The sequence below is a fragment of the Microbacterium sp. A93 genome (assembly GCF_051842835.1).
This window is the reverse complement of record NZ_JBPXMT010000011.1, coordinates 1-22,486: the sequence shown is the minus strand read 5'-3', so window position 1 is coordinate 22,486 and position 22,486 is coordinate 1. Positions and strand designations below refer to the sequence as shown.

The window sequence follows — 22,486 nt, the reverse complement described above, 5'->3', positions numbered from 1 at the left end:
CGCGAAGCGATCAGACGCCGAGCGCTCGAGACGCCGCGAGGAACGCCTCCCACTCGGCGCGTAACGCCGTGAGGTTCTCCTGGCCAGGACCGGTGATGGAATACACCTTGCGGGCCGGCCCTGACGCGGCAGGCTCCCACACTGCGGAGATTGCACCCTCGGCTTCCATCTTCACGAGGGTCGGATACAGCTGAGCGCCCTTAATGGGCTGGAGGCCGGCCTCTACGAGCGCTTGTGAGATTCCGTATCCGTGCCGGGGCTGTGCCGCCAGCACGCTGAGGATCAGCATCGGCAACGACGCTCGCTGCCAGGATGCAAGGCTCACAGTTCCTGTCCTCTCGGTCGATGCCGCCAGTTCATGTAACCGGTGACAACGCTGCTGACGAAGAGGAAGAGCATGGCGGGCTCCTTCCACGCACCGAATGAACCGGTGAACGAAATCAAGATACACAGCATCAGCGGGACCCCGACACCGAAGGAAGTGCTCCAGCGCCAGCGGCGCACCGCTGCACCGCTGTCATCGGCCGCCAGGGATCGCGCGAACACGGCAGGATGACCGAACTCGCCGTAGCAGTCCCCACCGACGGTTGCAGATCGCACGCTGCGCTCGTGCTCCCGAGCGGCCTTTTCGGAGATTCCGCGACTGCGCATTGCGCCACGAAAGCGGGCGAGCCACTCGTCATCCGACCAGGTGGAACGGAGGGGCAGCCGGGGAACCGCACGCGCCACCAGGAGCACAGCAACTCCGGGCAGCACCATGGCAATCATCAGCATCCAGATCGGTACGTCGGTGAGCAGCGCATGGTCGGGGTCTGCGTTCGCCGCGATGCCGACGCAGGCGAGCATGACCGCAATACCTCCGACGCCGAAGCCGATCGTCCATCCTGCTCTGCCTGCGATGAAAAGCGTCCAGGCGAGATTCGCGGCGATCGCTGCGGCGGCAATGCCGAGCACGACCCACAGTGGCCCGACGCCGATGTCGGTGCGCCACACACCGCGAGTCAACATCACCAGCGCGCTCGAAGCCCCCAAGAACGTCAGGGCCGTGCCGGTGTAGGCGAGCGCCTGCCGCAGCCCGCCACCCTCTGAAGCGGCAACGGCTTCCTCCTCAGTCCCGAGCGCACGAACATCTTCCCGAGCGATGTCCACCGGGTCGCCGAAGAGCACATCGGCGGACACGTCCGCCGCGTGCAGCGACGAAATCAGCTCACGCGCCCGTTCTTCTCGAGCCGCCGAGGGAACACGGGGGTGCGCAACGGCAATCATGTATCGCGAGGCCCACTTTTTGTCGCGCTCCGGCCAGTCATTGATTGACGCCATGCTCATCCTTAGTATCTAGATACATTTCGTATCTAGATACTGCATCATCTGGGGAGCGCTCGCAACTTCGGCAGCGCGTGCCTGCACGCCCCCCGCCTCACCACCGGTTGTGCACGTCCTCCGCCCAGCCCTCCAGGCCGTCAATCGTGAGCCACTCGCCCTCGTCGGTCTGCACGCGTCCGGTGAAGGTGCCGAAGCATTGGTGCGTGGTGGAGCGGATGATCAGCAGATTGGTGCGCGCGTACCGGTCGTAGAACGGCGTGAATGTCAGATCCATGCGCTCAGTTGTCATGCGCCACGGCATCATCCAGTTCGACGGGTCGAACTCCCAGTCCAGCACCGTGGGGATCTTGTGCACCCGGCCTTCGATCGTGACGCCGGTATGCGAAATTCCGTTACGCAGTCCGTCCGCGCCACCACCGCCGAGGTTGATGCCGATCCGCTTCCCGTTCACCTCGCCGACCGCGGCACCCCAGTTCCAGTCGGTTCGGTACGGACCTCGTGAGCGCGCATGATCGAGCACCGCGAACCCTGTCGCGTCGTGCACCACACCGTCGATCGTGATCGTTCCGCGGGTCGGGCGATCGACATCCTTGACCGTGTAGTCGACGAGGAGCCTGCTGTGCGGCGATGCCAGCCCCATGGCCTCATGGCCGGCCCGGGTCTCGGCCATGAGATCGACCTGCACGCGCGGCGTGCGGGCGATGAGCCGCGTGCCGGCATCCGAATCCTCGAAGCGCAGCTCTATGGTGCGCCCGCGCGAGGTGTTCACGCCCGCGCCATGCGTGCCGGTGAGCGAAACACCCCTGCTCAGCGGCGAAATTTCGAAGGCGTCGATCGTGGTGAGGTTCGCGCGATCGAGCACCCACACCTGTCGGACATTCGCATAGTCGAGCGCACCGATCGTCAGCGCGAAGATGTGCGTGGGGGTGACGATCCCCCAATATTCCCAGCGCTTGTTGCGACCCCATCCGTACCAGCCACGACCGACGCCGTCGGTGTCATGCAGCTGATGTCTCGTCCACCCGATGGATGCCGGATCCAGCCGCCCACGCGCATCGACGAGCCGGACGGGTTCGGTGATCTCGTAGTCGTTCACATTCCACTCGCTCATCGCACCGACTTGATCGGCAGCACCGACAGCGCGCCCACGATGGCGAACACGATTCCCGCGATGAACACCGCCGTGTAGTTGCCCGTGAGCGTGATCAACGCCCACACGATCACCGGTGTCATCGCCTGCGGCAGAGTCGTGGCGATGTTCAGGATGCCGAGGTCTTTTGCGGCCGCTTCGGCCTTGGGCAGTACCTCGTTCATCAGCGCCGAGTCGACGCTCATGTAGATCCCGTAGCCGAGCCCGAAGATCGTCGCCAGCGCAAACATGCCGGCGACAGTCGGCGAGAAGAGCGGGATCGCGAGGGATGCGGCCATGATCACGGATGCCACGATCACGAAGATCTTCCGCCGCTGCATCCGGTCGCTGATCTTGCCGGTGATGAACGCGGTCGCCAGCGCGCCGACGAGCATCACCGCGGTCAGGGGTGTGCTCAGCGCCGTGGACTCGGCATCCGAAACCCCGATGTAGTCACGCAGGATGTAGAGCAGGTAGGACTGCACGCTCTGATAGGCGAGGATCAGCAGGAACCTGCCGGCGAAGGCCCACCAGAAGTCCGGGTACGCCTTCGGGCTTACCCAGAAACTCGAGAAGAACTCCTTCCAGCGGAACGGCGGCACATCCAGGTCACGCGAGGAGAAGTCACGGTTGAAGATCGTGAACAGCAGCGTCGCCACCAGGATGATGCCACCGAAGGTCGCGTACCCGATTCCGATGCTGTTGATGAAGAATCCGGCACCCGCGACGCCGAGGCCCATGCCGACGAACGTACCCATGGCCAGAATGCCGGAGGCGACGCCGAAACGCTCGCGCGGAATCCGGTCGGGCACCACCGCCGCCTGCGCCGTCGCGACGGAGTTGAGCGCCAGCATCACCAGCACCCAGTAGACGCCGAGTGTCCACAGCTCGCCTGCTCCGGAGAGCAGAACCATGCACAGGGCGGCGGTCGCGGCGCTGATGACCATCCATGGTGCGCGCCTGCCGAATCGGCTGCGCGTGCGATCGGAGAACGCTCCGATCAGCGGGTGGATGATGATCGCGCCGATGGATGCCGCGGTCATGACGATCGCAAGGTTGGCGACCTTGTTGGCAGGGTCGATCTGCTGCACCTGGTCGGGGATGAAGATGACCATGAAGCCTGCGTAACAGGTCAAAAGCGCGGCGTTCATGACGAACAGCCAGGTCAGAAGTCGTCGATCCGTCGTCTGCGGGCGCGCAGGTAACACAGTGCTCATGGGTCTTCCTTCTCCGCGGCGTCATCGTCGCGGGTCGCCTCGCGCTGGGCCATCGGGTGCGGCAAACACGAGAGCATCAGCGTATGCCGAATATGCCACGTTGCAAAACGGATTGCGCGTATCGACATATAACATTCAGGAGTGACCAGCACCAACCCGATCGACGACATCTCCATCGGCGGAGAGATGATCCGCCTCGGGCAGTTCCTGAAGTTCTCGGGGCTCCTCGACTCCGGCGGCAATGCCAAGGAGGTCATCATCGACGGGTACGTCAGCGTCAACGGCGAAGAAGAGCGACGGCGCGGGCGCCAGCTGCACGACGGCGACCTCGTCACGTTCGAGGGGCGCACGGTTCGCGTTCGGCCCTGAGCACGCTCGGTCGCTACCGGATTGCGGCGTCAGCGAATGTTCGCCCGGACGGCGTTGATGATCGGCGTCGAGCCCTGAGTGAGCTCGAGAATCTGCTGGCGGATCCGGGGCTCATGGAGTAGTTCCGCCAGGGTGGCGGCGACGTCTTCGCGCGCAATCTCGTCGTGCGGCTGAGCAGGCCCGAGGGAGATCCTGCCGATTCCGGCGCGATCAACGAGCATGGAGGGCCGGAGGATCAGCCAGTCGAGGTCACTCACACTGACGGTGACATCGACGAGCTTCTTCACCGCGAAATAGAACTCCTCGTCATCGCTGAGGTTCTGCCCCCGCCCGGCTTCGGGAAGCACGGACACCAACGCGAACCGATTCACGCCGGCCATACTCGCCGCCTCGAGAGCTTTCACGACGCCCTCACCGTCGATGGCCGCTGTGACCTCCCTGGCACCCCCGTTCGATCCGGCGGTGTATACGACGGCGTCGATTCCGCCGAGCATGGATGCCAGGGAGCTGGCCGTCACGTCCGCAAGCTCACCCACATGCGCATCTACGCCCTGCGTCAAAAGAGCCATTCTCTGCTCGTCGCGACGCACCAAGCCCGAGACATCCTCGCCTCGTTCGGTCAGGTTTCGCGCCAGCAGCCTTCCCACGGCACCGCTGACTCCGATGATGAATACCTTCACTTGAGTGCTCCCTTCTGCGCCCGCCCCGGGCGATTTTGAGTGCAGTCGTCGTTGGCCTCCCCGGGACGCCTGCCGTCAGGTTCGCACTGATGGGGAGAGCTTCGCGTCGGTAGAAGACCCCTATCTGTATCCGGACCGGCTGAGTCAGGAGAGGGGCAGCTCTCGGAGTTGCCGGCGAGAGGTGATGCCGAGCTTTCGGAAGATGTTGCGCAGGTGGGCTTCGATCGTGCGCGGGCTCAGGAACAGCTGGCCACCGACTTCCCGGGAGGTCGCCCCGGTGGCGACCAATCGCGCGATGTGCCGCTCCTGAGAGGTGAGCTCGTCGGTCGGCTGGGCGGTCCGCTTGCGCGGATGCTCCCCCGTGGCGATCAGTTCGCGGGCGGCACGTGCGGTGAACGCCTCAGCGCCCATGTCCGACAGAAGCTCATGAGCAGTGCGCAGCTGTTCGCGGGCGTCCTTGCGCCGGCCCTCGCGGCGTAGCCACTCTCCATAGACGAGGTGCGTGCGGGCAAGGTGGGTAACTATCCGGCAGTCTCGGAGGTGCTCGATCGCCTCCCGGTAGAGTTTCTCGGCCGCATGCCCGGTGCTGGTTAGCGCGCGTGAGCGCGCCGCCAGCCCGAGCCCCCACGGAGTGCCACTGGCGACGGCCCGTGAGCAGAGCTCGTCGAGCGCATGGGCCGCGCTCTCCGGTCGGCCGGAACGGCACGCCGCTTCGATGAGTTCGGCGTGGGCAAGGTTGCTGTGCGTCAGCTCGTCGGATTCGAAGGCACGCGCCGCGGCTGCCTGGCCCGCTGGGTAGTCACCCACGCCGTTGTGCAGCACGGCCATGCCGTACTGTGCCAGAGAGACCTCGGTGCCGTGCCCACGTGCGGCGGCTTCCTGAACGATAGCCTCGTAGACCTCCGCGGTCTCGGCCGGACCGCCTCGCCAGGCAGCCAGGATGAGTTGGGCGTGAAGAACCTGTACGGTCTGGGTCACCGCCGCGATCGCGGTCTGCTCGGCTGCCCGCGCGAACTCGCCGAAGAGCACCAGCATGACGGATTGGACGAGCAGCGCTGCCGGGAGAGTGGCAAGGGCACCCGCCTCGCGCGCCAGCTGGGTGTGACGGGAGGTCAACGCGTAGAGCAGTTCGTCGTCGAAGACCGCCATCGCCGTCCGGCTGGCCAGCCACCCCCATCGGAGGATATCCGCATCGCTCGCGGCATCCGTGTTCGACTCGTCTCCGCGGAAGGCCACCAACGCCCGCCGCAGGCCGGGTGCACCAGACGAGTACCCCTCCGTGAACGTGGTCACGAGTCCATCGAGCAGCAGGTCCGCCGGCCGCGGCGACCCAGGCGGGGCGGGCGCGGCGCGGGCGGCTTCGGCGACCTCCCGCACGCCGAGGCCGAGACCGAGACCGCCGGTGACGATCGCCGCATCCAATGCGTCGAGGTACGTCTCGCGGGACAGCGCCGGATCCAGCGTGGCGAGGCCTCTGGCTGCATCCAGAAGCATCCCCAGACCCTCGCCCGCTCGCGCCCGGTAGAACACGATACGAGCGCGCAGCAGCTCCAATCGAGCCTGCTGCCGCGCATCGAGCGGGCCGGCTCCGGCGAGCGTGAGCAAATCCGATGCGGCCTCGGACGCACCGGTCTCATGCATGGCGAATGCGGCTTCCAGCGACCGGCCCGCACGGGCAGCGGGCTCGGGGGTCAGCCGGGCTGCGTGCTCCATGAACGCCGCCGAGGCAGCCAACCCACCGCGGGCGCGCGCTCGACCAGCTGAGCGCTCCAGCTCCGCGGCGGCATCCTCGTCGGTGCCCAGCACCGCCTGTGCGCGGTGCCATGCGCGCCGGTCAGGGTCGGAGTCCGGATCAGTGGCGGCGGCCAGCGCGTGGTGCGCTCGGCGCTGTTCAGGTGGTGACGCGTCCCGGTAGATCGCCGAGCGCACCAGCGGATGCCGAAACCTCACCCGGCTGTCGATCTCAAGGAGCCCTGCGACTTCGGCGGGTCCGACCGCGCTCTCCGCGATCCCCAGCTGTGCAGCCGCGCGCCACAGCAGGGCGACGTCGCCGGTGGGCTCGGCCGCCGCGACGAGAAGCAGCAGCTGCGTGTCCGCGGGCAGGCTCCCAGAGCGGCGTCTGAAACTCTCCTCGACGCGGCGCGGAACATCCAGTGCGCCCGGCAGCTCGAACCCGCCCGCCATCTGTGCGGACTGGGCACTCAGCGGAAGCTCCAGAAGCGCCATCGGATTGCCGCGCGACTCGGCGACGATGCGTTTGAGCACTCTGTCGTCCAAGGGCGTGGCGAGCGCGGATGCCAGCAGCGCCCGCGCATCGACCTCACTGAGTCCATGCACGCGCAGCTCTGGCAATCCGGCCAACGCCGTCCGCCCATGCCCGAGTTGGTCGCGATTCGGCTGATCCCGATCAGCGTCCCGGACGGCAAACAGAAGTGCGATCCGCTCGGCCCCCAGCCGTCGTGCCACAAACGCAAGGACCTGGGCCGAAGCCTCATCCAGCCACTGCGCATCGTCGACGAGACACAGCAGTGGCCCCTCTTCGGCGACCTCTGCCAGCAGGTTGAGTGTCGCGAGACCGACTAAGAAGCGGTCCGGCGCCTCGCCGCCCTGCTGCCCGAGGGCCACACCCAGAGCGGCCCGCTGCGGATCGGGCAGCGCACCCGCGTGGTCCAGCAGCGGCGCGCACAGCTGGTGCAAGCCTGCGAACGCGAACTGCGTCTCAGACTCGACGCCGACCGAGGACTCCACTCGAAACCCGGATGCGTCCGCCGCGGCCCGGGCATGCTCAAGCAACGCAGTCTTGCCGATGCCGGCCTCCCCGTGCACCACCAACGTCCCGCTCAGCCCGGCCCGCGCCCTGGAGAGAAGCGTGTCGACCGCTTCGCACTCGGCGCCCCGACCCAACAGATCCACCAATGTTGCTCCCTCCAGAGCACGTCGGCGCCCGTACTACGTAAGTATCACCGACGCGAGCAACGCAAACCAGGTGTAGGTGGCTTCGCGCGAGCGGCCAGTAGCGGGACTTCTACCGATGCGAAGGCGTGGCCGGCGGTGCGAACCTGGCGATACCGCCGCAACAGCGGCAATCGGATCGCTGAATCTCAGCCATCCGGAACGACCCTACAGAAAGAAAGGAAGAGCCCCATCATGAACCCGATTCAGGAACTCATCAGCAACTTCCAAGACCTTGTAGCCCAGGTGCCAGAGATCGTCCAGCCCTTCATCGTGATGCTCGCCGGCGCGATCCCCTTCATCGAAGTGGAGGGGGCGTCCTTGATCGGTATTGCCGGCGGCCTTAACCTCATCGTCGCTGCCATCGCCGCAGTCGTGGGCAACTTCCTATCCGTGCTTCTCGTGGTGGCCCTCACGTCGCGGGCTCGCACGGCCGTCGTGAACCGCAACAGAGTCCGCGTCAAGGCCACAGTGGGCGCCGCACGGTTCCCCCTGGGTGACGAGGATCGTGCCGCGTTCGAGGAGGCTGCACCGGTCCAGCCCGAGTCGAAGGGACGCCGGCGCTTCAGGACGTGGGTCGTTCGCTTCGGCGTACCCGGCGCGAGCATCCTCGGCCCCCTCGCGATCCCGACCCAGGTCACCTCAGCGATCCTCGTCGCCGGCGGAACGCCGCGTGGGTGGGTGCTGCTGTGGCAGGCCGTCGCGATCGTCATCTGGGGAGCGGTGGCCACCGTGAGTACCTGGGCCGCCCTCACATTCCTCGTCGGGGTCTGAGTCACAGGCCACATAAAGCCGCCTTACAGAGGAGGAACGACATGTACGAACTGCGACCCAGCGACATTGCGCTGCCACCGACCGTTTCCATCGATCTGAGTCATTTCGTCGTGATTGTGCCTGAGGCCGGGGCATCCACGACGGAAAACCCGGACGACTCTGAGCGGGCGGCGTAATGCACCTGCTGACTGTCTTCTCCCATCCCTTCCGCGATAGGTACCCCGCCGCGGTCATGGATTCCTTCCATGGCCCGTTCAAGCAAGCGGACCATACGATCGATGTACTAGACCTGCACCGCGAGCATTTCGACCCGAGATTTACCTCGGCGGACCACGCCCACTTCTGGGGCGAGTCGATCCCGCCGGGTATCGAGGAGATGCATCGACGGGTAGAAGCGGCTGACCGGCTCGCGTTCGTGTTCCCCGTGTACTGGTGGTCGATGCCGGCGCTGATGAAAGGGTGGATCGAGCGGGTGTTCACGGCGGGTTGGGCGTACCAATACGGCGCGGGGGTTGAGGATCGCGGCAGGGCACCAGTGCAGGGGCTCCTTCCGTCGATACCCACCGTGCTCATGGGCATCGGTGGCTCGAAGGAGCGCACCTACGAAAAGTACGGCTACGACGAGGCGATGCGCACGCAGTTGGACGTCGGCATCTTCGCTTACTGCGGCGTCGACGATGTCGAAAGCCACCTCATCTACGACGTGGAAGGTGACCACAACACCACGAACCGAGAAGCGGGACGTGTTCAAGCGCGCGAGATCGGACGCGCCTTCGCCTCTGCCGACAGGACGGCCCGTCACGCGAAAGAGGAACACCTCGAGCGTCGGCGCGTGCTGGGCTCGCGCACTGCTCCGTGAGCACGCTCGCCTCGACTATTCGGGTTCACTCCTTCGAGACAGGGCCATCCACGCCAAGATGCCGTCGAAGTGCGTCGGAGATGTCGTCGAGATGAGCGAACTGTTCGGGCGTGAGCGCATCGATGAAGAGTTCGCGCACCGCGCGCAGGTGCGGAACGGACCCGGCTCGGAAAGCCTCTCGAGCAGATTCCGTGGCGATGACATCCACCCCATGCACGTCGTCGGCACAGGGGACCCGTCGGATCAGGTGGCGCTTCTCCATCCGGCCCAGGTGATGCGAGAGCCGACTGCGCTCCCATCCGATCAGCGTCGCCAGCTCCGCCGACCGCAGAGTCTGCTGCGGCGCCTCCGTCAGAGCGAGCAGCACCTGGTAGTCCCCCGCCGACAGCGACGATTCACTCTGCAGACGACTCCCGAGACGCGTGCGCAGCGTTTGCGCCGTCTCGATGTAGTCCCGCCAGATGCGCAGCTGCTCTCGCGTGGGCATCGTTCGGTGATTCTCGGGCATCTCGTCTCCCTGGAATAGATATGTCAATACCCATGTTGCAGCATTGACACGTCAATCCGGAAGGTCCGGTGGCGAGAAGGGATCTGATCATGGGAATCCAGATCAACGAAGTCGAGTTCGGACTGAACTCCTTCGGCGACATTGCCACCGACGCCGGGCGTGTGATGTCGGATGCCGAGTCGCTCCGGCTCCTCGTCGATGAGGCGCAGCTGGCGGAGTCCGTCGGGCTCGATGTGTTCAGCGTCGGCGAGCATTACCGGGAGGGAATGGTCGACGCGGCCACTCCCGTGATCCTCGCCGCCGCGGCGCAGGCCACATCGACCATCCAGCTGGGAACATCGGTAACTGTCCTTTCGACACAGGACCCGGTACGGCTTTATCAGCAGTTCGCGACCGTCGATGGGCTTTCCAGCGGGCGTGCACAACTGGTGCTCGGACGCGCTTCGGCGATCGAGTCGTTTGCACTTTTCGGATACGACATCGCCCAATACGAGCAGATCTTCGAGGAAAAGCTCGACCTGTTTCTGCGTCTGATGCATGAGGATCACGTGACCTGGACTGGGCAGCACCGTACGCCGCTGGAGAATGTACGCCTGCATCCGCGGATGCAGGCGGGTGGCATCCCCACCTGGATCGGGATCGGCGGAAGCCCCGATTCCGTCGTACGCGCCGCCCAGAACGGCCTGCCGCTGATGATGGCCATCATCGGTGGACGTCCCGACCGCTTCGCCGGGCACGCCGAACTGTACCTGCGCGCTCTCTCGCAGTTCGGACGACCGGAACTGCCGATCGGCCAGCACTCCCTCGGCTTCATCGCCGACACCGATGAAGAGGCGAAGAACACGCACTGGAAGTACTGGCAGCCCGTTGTCACCGCATTGAGCAAGGAGCGCGGGTTCTACCCGCCCACCGCCGAGCGGTACGAGATCGAGGTCGACACCGGGGCGCTGTTCGTCGGATCACCAGAGACGGTGGCGCAGAAGATCGCGAACAGCGTCCGCTCCAATCATCTGTCCCGCTTCGACCTGAAGTACGACCTGCTTCACCTGCCGAAGAGCGCTCGCGAGCACAGCATCCGCCTCTTCGGCGAGCGCGTCGCGCCTCGAGTGCGCGAGTTGCTCGACGAGAATCCCGGCGCGTGGCACCTCACCGGGCGCGCTCCCGAAGAGATCGTCAAGGGCGGTAAAGCCGTCCATGCCTGAAATCACGAGAGCTGAGATCACGAGAAGAAAGAGATCATGAACGACTTCACCAACCTTGAGTTCGGCCTTGATACGTTCGGAGACCTGCCCCGCGATGACCACGGCGCTGTCGTCTCGTACGGCGCGGCGATCCGCGCGGCCCTGGACGAAGCGGTGCTCGCCGATGACCTGGGCGTCGACGCGATCGCCATCGGGGAACACCACCGCCCCGAATTCGCGATCTCTTCACCGGAGACCGTTCTGGCCGGGATCGCCACCGCGACCGAACGGATCCGTCTCGGCTCCGGTGTCACCGTGCTGTCATCGGACGACCCGGTGCGGGTCTTCCAGCGTTTCGCGACCGTTGACGCCCTCTCGAACGGGCGCGCCGAGGTCATCCTCGGCCGCGGATCCTTCACCGAGTCATTCCCGTTGTTCGGTTATGAGCTCACCGATTACGAGCTGCTCTTCGACGAGAAGATCGACCTGTTCCATGCTCTGCTCGATGAGAAGCCGGTCACCTGGGAAGGAACTACCCGCGCGGCGCTGCATGAGGCAGACGTCTTCCCGAAGACCGATTCGGGACGGCTGCGCACCTGGGTGGGCGTCGGTGGCACCCCGCAGTCAGTGATCCGCACTGCGCACTACGGGTTCCGGCTCATGCTCGCCATCATCGGGGGCGCTCCCGACCGCTTCGCACCGTATGTCGACCTGTATCGACGGGCGACCGAGCAGCTGGGCACCACCGCTCACCCGGTGGGTATGCACTCCCCCGGCTTCATCGCCGAGACAGATGAAGAGGCGATGGAGACGTTCTACCCCGGGTACAAAGTGATCCGCGACCGGATCGGTGCATTGCGCGGCTGGCCGCCCCTGCGTCGCTCCGAATTCGAAGCCGATGTCGCACAGGGATCGTTGTACGTCGGCTCGCCGGAGACCGTCGCCCGAAAGATGGCCGACGCCATCCGCACGCTGGATGTCGGTCGGTTCGACCTGATCTACTCAGCCGGCGGCGCCCTGTCTGCGAGCGCACGTCTTCGTGCTGTCGAGTTGTACGGCACGAAAGTGATCCCGATGGTGCGTGAACTGCTCGCTGAGACGCCCGCACTGTCGCCCATGACCGGCGCTGCTTTTCGGCGATGAGTTTCCAGCGATGAGTTTCCAGGGATGAACGGGAGGAATGACATGGACAGCAACATCAGCGGCCGGAGGACTGTCGGCATCCTCGGGGCCGGCAAGGTCGGCACCGTGCTCGCCCGCCTGGCGGTCGCCGCGGGCTACCGGGTGCTCATCGCCGGATCCGGAGACCCAGAGCGGATCGCTCTCACGATCGAGGTGCTCTCGCCCGGCGCGACTGCCGTCCGCGCAGAAGAGGCTGCCCGCGAGGCCGACATCGTCCTGCTCGCGCTCCCTCTCGGCAAGTACCGCCGCATTCCGATGGCGGAGCTCGACGGAAAACTCGTGGTCGACGCGATGAACTACTGGTGGGAGACCGACGGAATCCGCGACGACCTCAACGACCCTCGCACCTCGACGAGTGAGGTCATCCAAGAGTTCCTTCCCGACTCACGCGTCGTGAAGGCGCTGAACCACATGGGCTACCACGATCTCGAGGAAGAAGCTCAGCCCGCTGGCTCTGCGAGCCGCAAGGCAATCGCGATCGCCGGTGACCGGGCGAGTGATCTCGCACGCATCGCAGAGTTCATCGACGCGTTGGGGTTCGACCCCGTCATTGCTGGCCCTCTCGCCGCGGGTGTCCACCTGCAGCCGGGCAATCCCACATTCGGTGCCAACCTGCCGATCGATGACCTGCGCGAACTCATCGACGCGACGGCTGCCGCGGGCTCATCCACCGCCACCGCGTTCTGACCTCCACCAACCAGCCACCAGCAACACCGAGCCCACCAGCCATACCAAGAAGGAGCACCATCACAATGACGAAGATCGCCATCATCCTGGGCAGCACTCGCCCCGGTCGCAACGGAAAGCAGGTCGCTGACTGGGTTCTCGAGCAGGCCGCCCGACGCGACGACGCGGAGTTCGAGCTCGTCGATCTCATCGACTACCCGCTCCCGCACCTCGACGAGCCGATGCCGCCGGCGACAGGCCAGTACAAGAATGACCACACCCGGAAATGGTCCGAGAAGATCGCCGAGTTCGACGGATACATCTTCGTCACGCCCGAGTACAACCACTCCACCTCCGGCGTGCTCAAGAACGCGATCGACTACCTGCACCGGGAGTGGAACAACAAGGCCGCCGCGTTGGTCGGATACGGCGGAGTCGGTGGGGCTCGCGCGATCGAGCACCTGCGGCTCGTGCTCGCCGAACTTCACGTCGCCACAGTGCGCCAGACTCTGACGCTTTCACTCACGACCGAGTTCGAGAACTACACCACCTTCACCCCCGGCGACTCTCAGGCCGCTTTCCTGGACGCCCTGTTCGACCAGCTCATCGCGTGGTCGAAGGCTCTCGAAGACGTACGGAACCCGGAGATCATCGACCTCATCGAACGCGCGGCCTGAGCCGGCCCGGCCACCCCTCACCACCCTCATCACCACGGATCGTCCGGCACGTACCTGCCGGTGAAAGGAAAGAAGAAATGGCAACCGTGAGGTTCGACCAGGCAACACGAACGTTCCCCGGAGTACAACGCCCCGCCGTCGACAAACTGGATCTGGAGGTCGCCGACGGCGAGTTCCTCGTGCTTGTCGGCCCTTCTGGCTCGGGTAAATCCACGTCGCTACGGATGCTCGCAGGCCTTGAAGAGGTCAATGGCGGCCGCATCCTCATCGGCGATCGCGACGTGACCGATGTTCCCCCGAAGGATCGCGACATCGCGATGGTGTTCCAGAACTATGCGCTCTACCCGCATATGACTGTTGCGGAAAACATGGGCTTCGCCCTGAAGATCGCCGGGGTCGGCAAAGAGGAGCGCGCGCGGCGTGTGCTCGATGCCGCGGAGCTGCTGGATCTCGTCCCGTACCTGGAGCGCAAGCCGAAGGCCCTCTCCGGCGGTCAACGACAGCGCGTCGCGATGGGCCGAGCGATCGTCCGCAGCCCACAGGTGTTCCTGATGGATGAACCACTCTCGAATCTCGACGCGAAGCTGCGAGTGCAGACTCGCACCCAGATCTCCTCGCTCCAGCGTCGGTTGGGCGTCACGACCGTCTACGTGACTCACGATCAGGTGGAGGCGCTGACCATGGGAGATCGGATCGCGGTGCTCGCCGACGGCACGCTGCAACAGTTGGGTACGCCTCGCGATCTGTATGAAAACCCCAGGAACGTCTTCGTCGCCGGGTTCATCGGATCGCCGGCGATGAACCTGTTCATCACGGATGTGAACGAGCGCGGAGTGCGCTTCGGCACAGAGACCGTTGCGGTGGATCGCGAGATACGTGACGCGGCCGACACCCGCGTCACGATCGGTATCCGACCGGAGGACATCACCCTTGCGGGCGCGACAGAGCCCGGGCTCACGATGACGGTGGATCTCGTCGAGGAACTCGGCGCCGACGGCTACCTCTACGGCCACGCGATCATCGACGACGAGCGAGTGAACGTCACCGCGCGCGTCGACGGGCGGATGCACCCGAAGGCGGGCGACACGGTCTCGGCGACACCCAAGCCCGGACGGATCCATCTGTTCGACGTGGACAGCGGAGAACGGTTGAACCCCGGGATCGTCAGCTGAGAACCGACGGCAGGGCGCAGTTCACCATGGGCTGCTCCCTGCCGAGGCGAGCTCACTTGCGAAGTCGTTCAGTACGGCCGCGACCGCGGCGGGCTCGCTCAGCGCCGCGTAGTGTCCGCCCGGTATCTCGACGGGTTCGATCCCCAGTCGTTCACGAATGTGCCTCCTCATGAACGGCGCGGGAAAGAACTGGTCATCCGTGCACAGGATGGCTCTTGTGGGGATGTCGGGATGGTGGTCCGCCGGCCAGGGACTCGACATCCAGCCGCCCTGCTGGTCGCGTTCTCTGTCCCGCGCTTCGGCGGCGAGCGCTTCGGGTACGTCGTTGAAGAATGAGACGGCGGTGTCATCGTCGACCGACTCATGGATGTGCCCCGTATTGATCCACCAGTCCATGAAGCTCTCTCCCGGCAGTGGAATCATGCCGGCAAGATAGACGAGCCCGTCAGCGTGGAGCTCGTCACCAACAAGAGGTGCCGTGAAACCTCCCAACGAATGACCGACGACGATGACGTGATGCCTTGAGCCGATGAGCTGGAGTCGCTGACAACCAGGTGAGATAGCGGCCAACGCACCAGGGCAAGTCACGTCAAGGCGTTGCTCGTGTGGGCCGGTACCGCAGGGCGACCGCACCCGACCGGAACTCATGGCGATCCACACGCTCGAGCTGGATGCGCTCGCGCAGACCGGCGAGCAACGTCGGCCCGTATCCGGCAAGGACCGGCTGCACAAGGAACTCGTACTCGTCGATCAGTCCCAGATTTGCCAGCGCCAAGGGGAGCGTCACTCCGCCGACCCACAGGCCCTCGCCTGGCTCCTGTTTGAGCCGCCGAACCGCTGACCCCAAGTCGTCTTGGACCAGCTCGGCATTCCAATCCACACCGCTGAGCGTGCTCGACACGACGTACTTCTTCGCCCGGTCGATGGTCTCGGCGAACGGAACCTCCCACTCATCCATCCATCCAGGCCATACGCCCGTGGTCGGCTTCCGCCACGCCGACTCCATCATCTCGTAGGTAACCCGGCCGAACAGCAGAGCATCGGCTCGTGCCATCGCGGCGGTCCAGTAGCGCATCGACTCCTCGTTCGGCGGGAGCCCTGCCTCGTGATGGACGCAGCCGTCGAGCGTGACATTGATCGAGTATCGAAGTGGTCTCATCTCGTTGCTCTCCCTCGAGCATCGGTGTTCTCCCTGCTGGGGATCGTCCACGCCGCCAACCGTGTCTCGTATCCCCTGGAACTCGAGACACCGAGGTTTCTAGACACCTCAATTGGCTGTCGGAACGCGCGCGCCATGCTGATGGATCTCCAGGACAATGCCATCGGCAGCTTCAGCACGAATAGAGAATCCGCCGAGGTCGGTTGACAGAGCCGCCGATCGGATTGACTCCTCGACGGCTTCCGCAGAGATACGCGCGGTCGCCGACGGCGAGTACTCCACCACGATCTCACGGTCCCGCGGCACCGGATACACGGACACCCGAAAGTCACTACCGTGTGTCTCTAGAAGCGATTGGAAGAGCAGATCAACGGTCGCAGAAATCTCTTTCTCGCTCAGCCCGAGATCTCCGCGCAGTTCGATGCCCGATAGCTCCCCGACCGCGTCCTCCGCGCCGTCGGGAACCGCCCCCGCGAAGGCAATCCACCCAGAACTCTGGTCCGCATTCACCTCGGCGGCCCCAAAATCGTCGGGGAAGGCTTCTTTGATGCGATCCACGATGCGAGAGAACGAAACCCCCCATGTTTCCTCACCGCTCGCGGCCGCGGCCTGGTCACGTCGCGCCGTTAGCGGCGACAAGGTGACGGCAACCAGTGCGAGAAGTCCAGCCCCTGCAAGGACAATCCGCATGTTGCACATTTTCTCCTCCGAGCTCCAGCCCTGCGTGAAAGTAGACCACACGCTAGCCAGCGCTGAGGCAACCCACAAGAGGAAGCCGTAAGCGAACGAGATCCCCGCAAGGTCGAGCGCGCATTGTGTCTGAACACTTCCAGCCCTGACAGCGCGCCGCACCCTTCACCAGGGAGAGGACCTGCTCACCCAGCGGCGGCGCGCCCGGCTGCCGACTCGGCCGGACGCTGAAGCCGACTGTTCCGTATCCCGTGGGTTGCGAAACAGCGAGGTTTCGAGACAGAGTCGGGTATCACCTCAGCGTGGGCGCGAGGTGTAACTAGGGTGGCTTTTAGGGTGTACTGCAGGTATCCTAAGCTCATGGAGATCTTGACCCCTACCGCTCAGCACGGTCGAACGATGAGGATGGACATCCACGAGATCGTCCGTGAACTCAACGCAGCCCTCGGGCCGACGCTCGTGGCAGGGCTCGCAGGGTCGAAGGATCGTAAGCTCCCCATCCGGTGGGCAAAGGACGACGGCCCCGAGCCTCGCACGGACGCGACACGTCGTCTGCAGTTCGCACATCGTCAGTGGACACTGCTCGCGGCTGCGGACGGCGATCACGTTGCACGCCAGTGGTTTATTGGCGGGAATCCTCACCTGCGCGAGGACACCCCTATTACCGCCATCCGTGAGGACCGCCACGGGGACGTCGCCGATGCGGTGAGCTCCTTCATCGCGGGGTCTGGCGACGCGTGACAACCACTCGCCGCTGCGAGGAAACCGGGCTCCATCTCATCGCCTCGCCGGGGATCCTCGGCTATCACGTCGGCAAGCTGGAATACCCCGCGCTCTCGGCGGCGCCCCGCGACCCTGAGGCGTCGTCACGAACGGCGTGGAATCGCTACGACGTCGCCGGCGGCCAAACCTTCTACATCGCAGAGAAGCCCGAATGCGCGCACGCCGAGGTGCTGTCTCAATACAAGCGGGCCAACGGTGCTGCCGATCCCCTCTCTAAGGATGCAGCCTTCTTCGGCATGACTCTCGAGGAATACGTCGAGGAGATCGCGCGTGAATGGTCTGAGCTCGATTTCATGGGTCTCGGCGCCATTCCGGCCGGCTGGCGGTTCGACCGCGGCATGATCCGTGTGTATATGCCCGACGCCGGTTGGCTCGTCGACATTGAGCATCCTGATTCGATCTCAGCCATCGAACGGATGATGGGTAATCCCCTGGCAGAACTCGGCGTGATGCACCTCACGACGGCAGCGTTGCGCGGTGAGGAACGTGAGATCACCAACACGATCGCCGCTCACCTCCACAGCCTGACGCTGGATACAGGGCAGGGAGCGCTCGGCATTCACTTCGGCAGCAAGCACGGCGATGCTTGGTGTAAGGCACTATGGCTCGACCATCCTGATGCTGCCGACATCATCACCCTGTCGCCGGACCCGATCTTGGTCACGGACGATGCGTTGAAGACGGCTGCAGAGCGCTTCCGCATCCGAGTCTTCTAGCCCAATGAGAAGCGCGCCGATGCCAGGTTTCCATCACGTCGAATTGTGGGTCGCGGATTTCGCGGAGGCGCAGGCGGAATGGGGCTGGCTTCTGAGCAAATTGGGATTCGCGCTCGAAAGCACGTGGCCCGACGGGCAATCCTGGAGTGCCGGCGGCGCGTACCTCACCATAACGACATCGCCGAATCTGTCGACGCCCGTGCACGACCGTCGCCGGGCGGGCGTGAATCACTTAGCGTTTAAGGCGGAGTCCGCGACGACGGTCGACGCAATTATCGAGGACGCGCCCGCACACGGTTGGCATCCGCTCTATCAGGATCGCTATCCACATGCAGGTGGGGAGGACCACTATGCAGGCTGGATCGAAAACTCGTCTGGGTTCAAAGCCGAGGTCGTTGCCGCAACCTCTCGGGGGTGAACCGGAGAGGTCTCGCCAGCCGAAGGCCCGACTCTCGTCACATGCTGTCTCGAATCCCATGGGATACGAGACACCGAGGTTACGAGACACTCAGCGTGGCGAGGCTTTGCGCTTCTTCCCCGTGCCGGATGGCCGCTCGTATGTGCGGCAGTAAGCCATCTTGCACTGACTTCTCGAGCGCTTGCGGGCGGCTGGAGTCAGTCGTCTCCGTAGCGTTCGGTCGCTACTTCTGCTCCACGTGAAAATCAGCAATCGCCCGGTTCAAGGCCCAGATGCCAAGCGGCCAACCCTGAATGACCACCATGATGAGGGCGGCCGCGACGAGCGGATGCAGAAACTCGTACGGAGCAAAAAACACAAGGACTGCGAACAGCAGCAAGCTGCAAACCGTGGCGAGAGCCCAAGGGTAGTACGCACGCAATCCCGCCTGCCATGCGGCAACGCTTTCACCAGGCTGGCGACGTCTCATGCCGTTGATAGTCACGATCTTGATTCGGCCGCTGACGGACAAAGTACTCATAACCAGTACAGCGACAGCCCATACAGCGAGAAACAGGGCTACTAGGTGGTTTTCGCTCATCCTCTTCCTCGGTCCATGCGTTGACAGCAGCAGTTGCATAGACATTACGCGGCTTCTGATCACAGCGGCATTCATCGGGACGTCGCCGCAACCGGAACAGGCCCGGTGCTCGCAGCGTCAGCGGTAGTCGCGATGCTGGCATCCGTGGTCGTCGCCTCAGATAGAACCCTGCGAACTTTCACCGCGACATCCGATTCCGCCAGATAGAGCCAGTCCGTAGGGTTATGTGTCTCGTAACCCTAGGGTTTTGAGACACAGGGCGAGCCGATGTGAGACGCTTTGAGCGGTCCGGTCATGTCCTATGTAAGGGACGATGACGAGGAGCTCACAATGAATGAACAGTTGCAGTCGGATCTCGTATCTGCTGATCCGATCTCGGACATCGAGGATGCGACGCTTAGTGTTCTCGTGCAGCAGATGGCTCGCGCAGCCCGGAAGTCTGGCACCACTGACTCCGTAATCTCACCTTGGTGGAAGCGTCGACGTGCGTTCATACCGCTCACGATTGCCGGTGTGGTCGCTTTGACCGGTGCGGCGGTTCTCATCCCCCTCAGCCTGGGCGTGAACGGCACGAATGTTGAGCTTGATGCGGAAATACCTATCGTCTATACGACCGACACCGGTGTCAGCGTGACCTGCCGGTACGGGATCTATTTCGGTGAACCCGCCGAACGAACCGATGCCGATGAACAGCTAGCCGATTTCGTGAAGAACCACGACTGGACCGGAATCGGACAGCGCATTTACGAGGAGGCTGTTGCTAATCCGTTCGTCCCGGGGCCCAACGATGACTGGGAAGTTGACACCCAGGAACTCCGGGACATAGCCTCGTTCAACCAAGCGACGGATCTGATCTGGGAAGAGATCCCCAAGAAGCTAGCTCAGGAAGTCCAATCTTCCAGCGGCACCATGGATTGCAAAGGACAGCTTCGGTGATGCGCCGGCGTCCACTCCCGCAGGAGATTCAGGGCTGGATTGAGATCGTCGTCGCGGACAATGCTGACGATCTGCTCCGCTACTTCAGACGACGCGTGAACGAGCCAGAAGAGGCAGCCGATTTGCTCGGGAGGCTCTTTCTCGCGCTGTGGGAAAAGGGAGGACGCGTCCCTACTACTGATGAGGGCGCGAGAATGTGGTGTTTCGGGATTGCACGTAACGTGCTCCGCGAGCACCGTCGGAAAGCGACGAAGGCAATCGGTCTCGCCAACGCTCTGCGAGACCACATCCGTGATGCACCGCAGCCAGACAACTCTGCCGATGCCAGCGCCGAAAAGATGATGAGAGCGGGCGAGCTTCGTCGGGTTATGAAGCTTCTCGATGAGCGGACGAGGGAACTTCTCATGCTCATCTATTGGGACAACTTCAGCATCGCTGATGCTGCTCGACTTCTATCCATCAACGAATCAACCGCGCGCACGCGTCATGGGCGCGCACTCCGGCGTCTTGAGGCGACACTTCAATACGAAGAGCAGCGGATCGTCGCGCAGCGTGACTTTCGCCGTGCCACTGTGGCCGACACAACTCAGTAGCTCACGCCTCTGAACCGTCTCGGGTTTCGAGACGTGGTCGCAATTTGCCGCTTCAATAGCCACTCACTCAATCGCGAGCGACGGGTTCGGGGCGTGGAAGATGATCGGTGATATCGATTGATTGAGTGGGTGGCAAAGAGATTGCGGCCGGGTCGATAGGTACTGGATTCACGTCGATACTCCTTCGGCAAGAGTGGAAGGCGCTCGTGCTGGGCGCGTTGGGTAGCTTCAGGCAGGTGACTCGCCACCATCTGCTGGTTGGATGCCTAAGCCCGAGGATGCTTGCCAGACGACGCGCAGCACATCGATGACGTCGTCGGAGTTGACGCCAGTGGCGTCGGCTGCGGCAACGAGGTCTCGAATGTGTCGGATGACGGCACGAGGGAGTACTGCTGCCGATTCTGCGACCCGTGTACCGGCGGCGGTGCGGGTGACGACCAGTCCGTCTCGCTCGAGGAGCTTGTAGGCTTTCGCCGCAGTTCCGGCCGCCACGCCGAGTTCACTTGCTGTTTGCCGGACAGTCGGAAGCCGCTCGCCAGCGCCGAGCTGACCGGAGGCGATGAGTCCACGAAACTGTCGGTATATGTCGAGTGCGGGGCTGGTCTCATCGGCTGGCGACAACACCCGTTGGGTGGTCATCGCACAACCTCTGAATCGGTCGTTTGCGTGGTGCGTGCGGTCGGCTGGTCGCGGACTGGCATGCGTCGAAGCTGGCGGATAACGAGAAGCAGGAGCACGAATCCTGCAATCTCCACGACGGGCGCGAGCCAGCCGACGACGGCAGCGAACTCTGCATACCGCCATGCCGCCTCGTAGGTTCCCGATTGCGGTGTGTCACCTTCAACGACCAGCCCTGAAATAGACCCCGAGCTGGCGATGAAGCGCCACGCGCCAGCAAGTGCGAGCAGCACACCGGCGGTCGCGAGTCGCACGGCCCCGGCAGCAATCCCAGACCGAGCAGTCTGCTCGACACCGGCAGTTTCCGGACGCAGGAAGGGTCGCACCGCATTGCGGTGCAGCGCTACCAGGGTCACTGCTGTCAGAGCGACGAGACATGCGAGGACAGGCACCCCATAGGCCCAGCCGTAGAACCACGGACGGATTGGGTCAATCGACTCGTTCGGTATCGGGATCTCAAGATAGATGTATCGGCCCTGGCTATCGGGCGATGATGCCAATCCGGCGGTGACCGTCGTCACCAACAGAGCGACCACGGCGACGCCCGCTCCCACCAGGCCTGCGCGCGGAGCGAAGCTTGTCCAGGTGCGCCGGGCAGCAAGGACGGAGGGCTGTGCGGGCCGTGCCGTCCCTCCGAAGCGGATTACAGCGAGCAGCACACCTAACCCGACGAACGCAACAAAGACCGGGAGGGCAAACCGCCACCATGAGACGACGTTGTACGTATTCAGGAAGTAGCCCCGGACGATGTTCTCAGCCATAAAGATGACGATTACCACAAGCGCAGAGATGCCGAGCGCACGACGTTCTCGCGTGTACCGGGAGTTGACCGCTATCGCCGCATCATCGGAGAGATTCGCAAGACGACGATCCGCGTTTGGTCCCCTCGTGAAAGTGGCAATGCCCACCGTGAGGATCAACGCGAGCAGCAAGGACACCGCAGGCAATGTGAGGGCCGCGCCCACAAGTCCGGCCAAACCGTACGAGAAGATATTCTGCGACATGTTGTCTCCGCTTCACTTGTTGTGTCATATGTCTACCACAAGTTGTAACAGGACATAAGTACAAGCTCTATGACTGGTGGAATGGCAAGGCCTATACGAGCCGCCATCTGGCGCGGTGAAGACGAGAAAGGGACTGCTGCACGGATAGGTGACATCTGAGCTGGCTAGCCCGGAGGCTGGCCTGGAAGGATGGCATCATGCCCAAAGCGTTTCCCAAGGAGTTCCGTGACGACGTCGTGC

At 64.0% G+C, this 22,486-nt stretch carries 27 protein-coding genes; 14 read left to right on the top strand and 13 right to left on the bottom strand.

All coding sequences use genetic code 11. From position 1 onward, the window contains the following. Nucleotides 1-10: 10 nt before the first annotated feature. From ACSU1G_RS24820 to ACSU1G_RS24805, 4 genes are all read right to left on the bottom strand, one after another. A complete protein-coding gene (locus ACSU1G_RS24820) occupies nt 11-325 on the bottom strand; it encodes a PadR family transcriptional regulator (RefSeq protein WP_439282706.1) in 315 nt (104 codons plus the stop codon). Then, on the bottom strand, nt 322-1,320 hold the full coding sequence (locus ACSU1G_RS24815; RefSeq protein WP_439282705.1) for a hypothetical protein: 999 nt from the start codon (nt 1,318-1,320) through the stop codon (nt 322-324). The genes ACSU1G_RS24820 and ACSU1G_RS24815 overlap by 4 nt, the downstream gene beginning before the upstream one ends. 97 nt (nt 1,321-1,417) lie before the next feature. Next, nucleotides 1,418-2,434: a DUF2804 domain-containing protein gene (locus tag ACSU1G_RS24810; protein ID WP_439282704.1), complete on the bottom strand. Its 1,017-nt coding sequence runs from the start codon at nt 2,432-2,434 to the stop codon at nt 1,418-1,420. After that, the gene (locus tag ACSU1G_RS24805) at nt 2,431-3,669 is read right to left on the bottom strand and encodes an MFS transporter (RefSeq protein ID WP_439282703.1); all 1,239 of its coding nucleotides are present in this window, start codon (nt 3,667-3,669) and stop codon (nt 2,431-2,433) included. The genes ACSU1G_RS24810 and ACSU1G_RS24805 overlap by 4 nt, the downstream gene beginning before the upstream one ends. Before the next feature lie 141 nt (nt 3,670-3,810). On the opposite strand from ACSU1G_RS24805, the gene ACSU1G_RS24800 reads away from it, so the two are divergent. Next, entirely contained in the window at nt 3,811-4,038 is a 228-nt protein-coding gene (locus ACSU1G_RS24800) for an RNA-binding S4 domain-containing protein (protein ID WP_439282702.1), read from the top strand. Nucleotides 4,039-4,067: 29 nt separating this feature from the next. On the opposite strand, the gene ACSU1G_RS24795 is transcribed toward ACSU1G_RS24800, so the two are convergent. Together ACSU1G_RS24795 and ACSU1G_RS24790 are read right to left on the bottom strand one after the other, a co-directional pair. After that, nucleotides 4,068-4,718, bottom strand: coding sequence for an NAD(P)H-binding protein (locus tag ACSU1G_RS24795; RefSeq protein ID WP_439282701.1), 651 nt, complete (start codon nt 4,716-4,718; stop codon nt 4,068-4,070). A 144-nt stretch (nt 4,719-4,862) separates the two neighbouring features. After that, nucleotides 4,863-7,631, bottom strand: coding sequence for a helix-turn-helix transcriptional regulator (locus tag ACSU1G_RS24790; protein ID WP_439282700.1), 2,769 nt, complete (start codon nt 7,629-7,631; stop codon nt 4,863-4,865). A gap of 234 nt (nt 7,632-7,865) precedes the next feature. On the opposite strand from ACSU1G_RS24790, the gene ACSU1G_RS24785 reads away from it, so the two are divergent. From ACSU1G_RS24785 to ACSU1G_RS24775, 3 genes are read left to right on the top strand one after another with little or no spacing between them, the layout of a single operon-like run. After that, complete coding sequence (locus ACSU1G_RS24785) at nt 7,866-8,444, top strand: small multidrug efflux protein (RefSeq protein WP_439282699.1); 579 nt, start codon at nt 7,866-7,868, stop codon at nt 8,442-8,444. Nucleotides 8,445-8,485: 41 nt separating this feature from the next. Next, nucleotides 8,486-8,620, top strand: a complete 135-nt coding sequence (locus ACSU1G_RS24780; protein ID WP_439282698.1) for a hypothetical protein — start codon at nt 8,486-8,488, stop codon at nt 8,618-8,620. Continuing rightward, nucleotides 8,620-9,303, top strand: coding sequence for an NAD(P)H-dependent oxidoreductase (locus ACSU1G_RS24775; protein ID WP_439282697.1), 684 nt, complete (start codon nt 8,620-8,622; stop codon nt 9,301-9,303). Before ACSU1G_RS24780 ends, ACSU1G_RS24775 begins: the two co-directional genes overlap by 1 nt. 25 nt (nt 9,304-9,328) lie before the next feature. Here the strand turns inward: ACSU1G_RS24775 and ACSU1G_RS24770 are convergent, their stop codons facing one another. After that, nucleotides 9,329-9,811, bottom strand: a complete 483-nt coding sequence (locus ACSU1G_RS24770; protein WP_439282696.1) for a MarR family winged helix-turn-helix transcriptional regulator — start codon at nt 9,809-9,811, stop codon at nt 9,329-9,331. An 89-nt stretch (nt 9,812-9,900) separates the two neighbouring features. Here ACSU1G_RS24770 and ACSU1G_RS24765 point away from each other — a divergent pair, with 89 nt between their 5' ends. From ACSU1G_RS24765 to ACSU1G_RS24745, 5 genes are all read left to right on the top strand, one after another. Then, the gene (locus ACSU1G_RS24765) at nt 9,901-11,013 is read left to right on the top strand and encodes an LLM class flavin-dependent oxidoreductase (protein WP_439282695.1); all 1,113 of its coding nucleotides are present in this window, start codon (nt 9,901-9,903) and stop codon (nt 11,011-11,013) included. A 36-nt stretch (nt 11,014-11,049) separates the two neighbouring features. Next, the gene (locus ACSU1G_RS24760; protein WP_439282694.1) at nt 11,050-12,135 is read left to right on the top strand and encodes an LLM class flavin-dependent oxidoreductase; all 1,086 of its coding nucleotides are present in this window, start codon (nt 11,050-11,052) and stop codon (nt 12,133-12,135) included. 42 nt (nt 12,136-12,177) lie between these two features. Then, nucleotides 12,178-12,861 (top strand): NADPH-dependent F420 reductase, encoded by a 684-nt coding sequence (locus ACSU1G_RS24755; RefSeq protein WP_439282693.1) that lies wholly within the window; start codon nt 12,178-12,180, stop codon nt 12,859-12,861. Between the two features lie 65 nt (nt 12,862-12,926). Next, the gene (locus ACSU1G_RS24750) at nt 12,927-13,517 is read left to right on the top strand and encodes an NADPH-dependent FMN reductase (protein WP_439282692.1); all 591 of its coding nucleotides are present in this window, start codon (nt 12,927-12,929) and stop codon (nt 13,515-13,517) included. A gap of 77 nt (nt 13,518-13,594) precedes the next feature. Beyond that, entirely contained in the window at nt 13,595-14,689 is a 1,095-nt protein-coding gene (locus ACSU1G_RS24745) for an ABC transporter ATP-binding protein (RefSeq protein ID WP_439282691.1), read from the top strand. 21 nt (nt 14,690-14,710) lie between these two features. Here ACSU1G_RS24745 and ACSU1G_RS24740 read toward each other — a convergent pair whose 3' ends face one another. The 3 genes from ACSU1G_RS24740 to ACSU1G_RS24730 all read right to left on the bottom strand — a co-directional run bounded on the left by ACSU1G_RS24740 (nt 14,711) and on the right by ACSU1G_RS24730 (nt 16,538). Further along, nucleotides 14,711-15,337 carry an alpha/beta fold hydrolase gene (locus ACSU1G_RS24740; RefSeq protein WP_439282690.1) on the bottom strand — a complete coding sequence of 209 codons (627 nt, stop codon included), beginning with the start codon at nt 15,335-15,337 and terminating at the stop codon, nt 14,711-14,713. Beyond that, nucleotides 15,279-15,848 (bottom strand): dihydrofolate reductase family protein, encoded by a 570-nt coding sequence (locus ACSU1G_RS24735; protein ID WP_439282689.1) that lies wholly within the window; start codon nt 15,846-15,848, stop codon nt 15,279-15,281. The genes ACSU1G_RS24740 and ACSU1G_RS24735 overlap by 59 nt, the downstream gene beginning before the upstream one ends. A 108-nt stretch (nt 15,849-15,956) precedes the next feature. Continuing rightward, nucleotides 15,957-16,538: a hypothetical protein gene (locus tag ACSU1G_RS24730; RefSeq protein WP_439282688.1), complete on the bottom strand. Its 582-nt coding sequence runs from the start codon at nt 16,536-16,538 to the stop codon at nt 15,957-15,959. A gap of 360 nt (nt 16,539-16,898) precedes the next feature. Between ACSU1G_RS24730 and ACSU1G_RS24725 the strand changes: the two genes are divergently transcribed. Genes ACSU1G_RS24725 through ACSU1G_RS24715 form a run of 3 tightly spaced genes read left to right on the top strand, consistent with a single transcriptional unit; the run spans nt 16,899 to nt 18,455 of the window. Further along, a complete protein-coding gene (locus ACSU1G_RS24725) occupies nt 16,899-17,279 on the top strand; it encodes a hypothetical protein (RefSeq protein ID WP_439282687.1) in 381 nt (126 codons plus the stop codon). Continuing rightward, nucleotides 17,276-18,037, top strand: coding sequence for a hypothetical protein (locus ACSU1G_RS24720; RefSeq protein ID WP_439282686.1), 762 nt, complete (start codon nt 17,276-17,278; stop codon nt 18,035-18,037). The genes ACSU1G_RS24725 and ACSU1G_RS24720 overlap by 4 nt, the downstream gene beginning before the upstream one ends. 19 nt (nt 18,038-18,056) lie before the next feature. Continuing rightward, a complete protein-coding gene (locus ACSU1G_RS24715; RefSeq protein WP_439282685.1) occupies nt 18,057-18,455 on the top strand; it encodes a VOC family protein in 399 nt (132 codons plus the stop codon). A 223-nt stretch (nt 18,456-18,678) separates the two neighbouring features. On the opposite strand, the gene ACSU1G_RS24710 is transcribed toward ACSU1G_RS24715, so the two are convergent. After that, complete coding sequence (locus ACSU1G_RS24710; protein ID WP_439282684.1) at nt 18,679-19,035, bottom strand: hypothetical protein; 357 nt, start codon at nt 19,033-19,035, stop codon at nt 18,679-18,681. A gap of 330 nt (nt 19,036-19,365) precedes the next feature. Between ACSU1G_RS24710 and ACSU1G_RS24705 the strand changes: the two genes are divergently transcribed. Both ACSU1G_RS24705 and ACSU1G_RS24700 read left to right on the top strand, forming a co-directional pair. Beyond that, nucleotides 19,366-19,971, top strand: coding sequence for a hypothetical protein (locus ACSU1G_RS24705; protein ID WP_439282683.1), 606 nt, complete (start codon nt 19,366-19,368; stop codon nt 19,969-19,971). Next, the gene (locus ACSU1G_RS24700) at nt 19,971-20,564 is read left to right on the top strand and encodes an RNA polymerase sigma factor (protein WP_439283117.1); all 594 of its coding nucleotides are present in this window, start codon (nt 19,971-19,973) and stop codon (nt 20,562-20,564) included. Before ACSU1G_RS24705 ends, ACSU1G_RS24700 begins: the two co-directional genes overlap by 1 nt. Before the next feature lie 228 nt (nt 20,565-20,792). Here the strand turns inward: ACSU1G_RS24700 and ACSU1G_RS24695 are convergent, their stop codons facing one another. After that, a complete protein-coding gene (locus tag ACSU1G_RS24695; RefSeq protein WP_439282682.1) occupies nt 20,793-21,203 on the bottom strand; it encodes a GntR family transcriptional regulator in 411 nt (136 codons plus the stop codon). Beyond that, nucleotides 21,200-22,246 carry a hypothetical protein gene (locus ACSU1G_RS24690; protein WP_439282681.1) on the bottom strand — a complete coding sequence of 349 codons (1,047 nt, stop codon included), beginning with the start codon at nt 22,244-22,246 and terminating at the stop codon, nt 21,200-21,202. Before ACSU1G_RS24690 ends, ACSU1G_RS24695 begins: the two co-directional genes overlap by 4 nt. Nucleotides 22,247-22,486 lie beyond the last annotated feature (240 nt).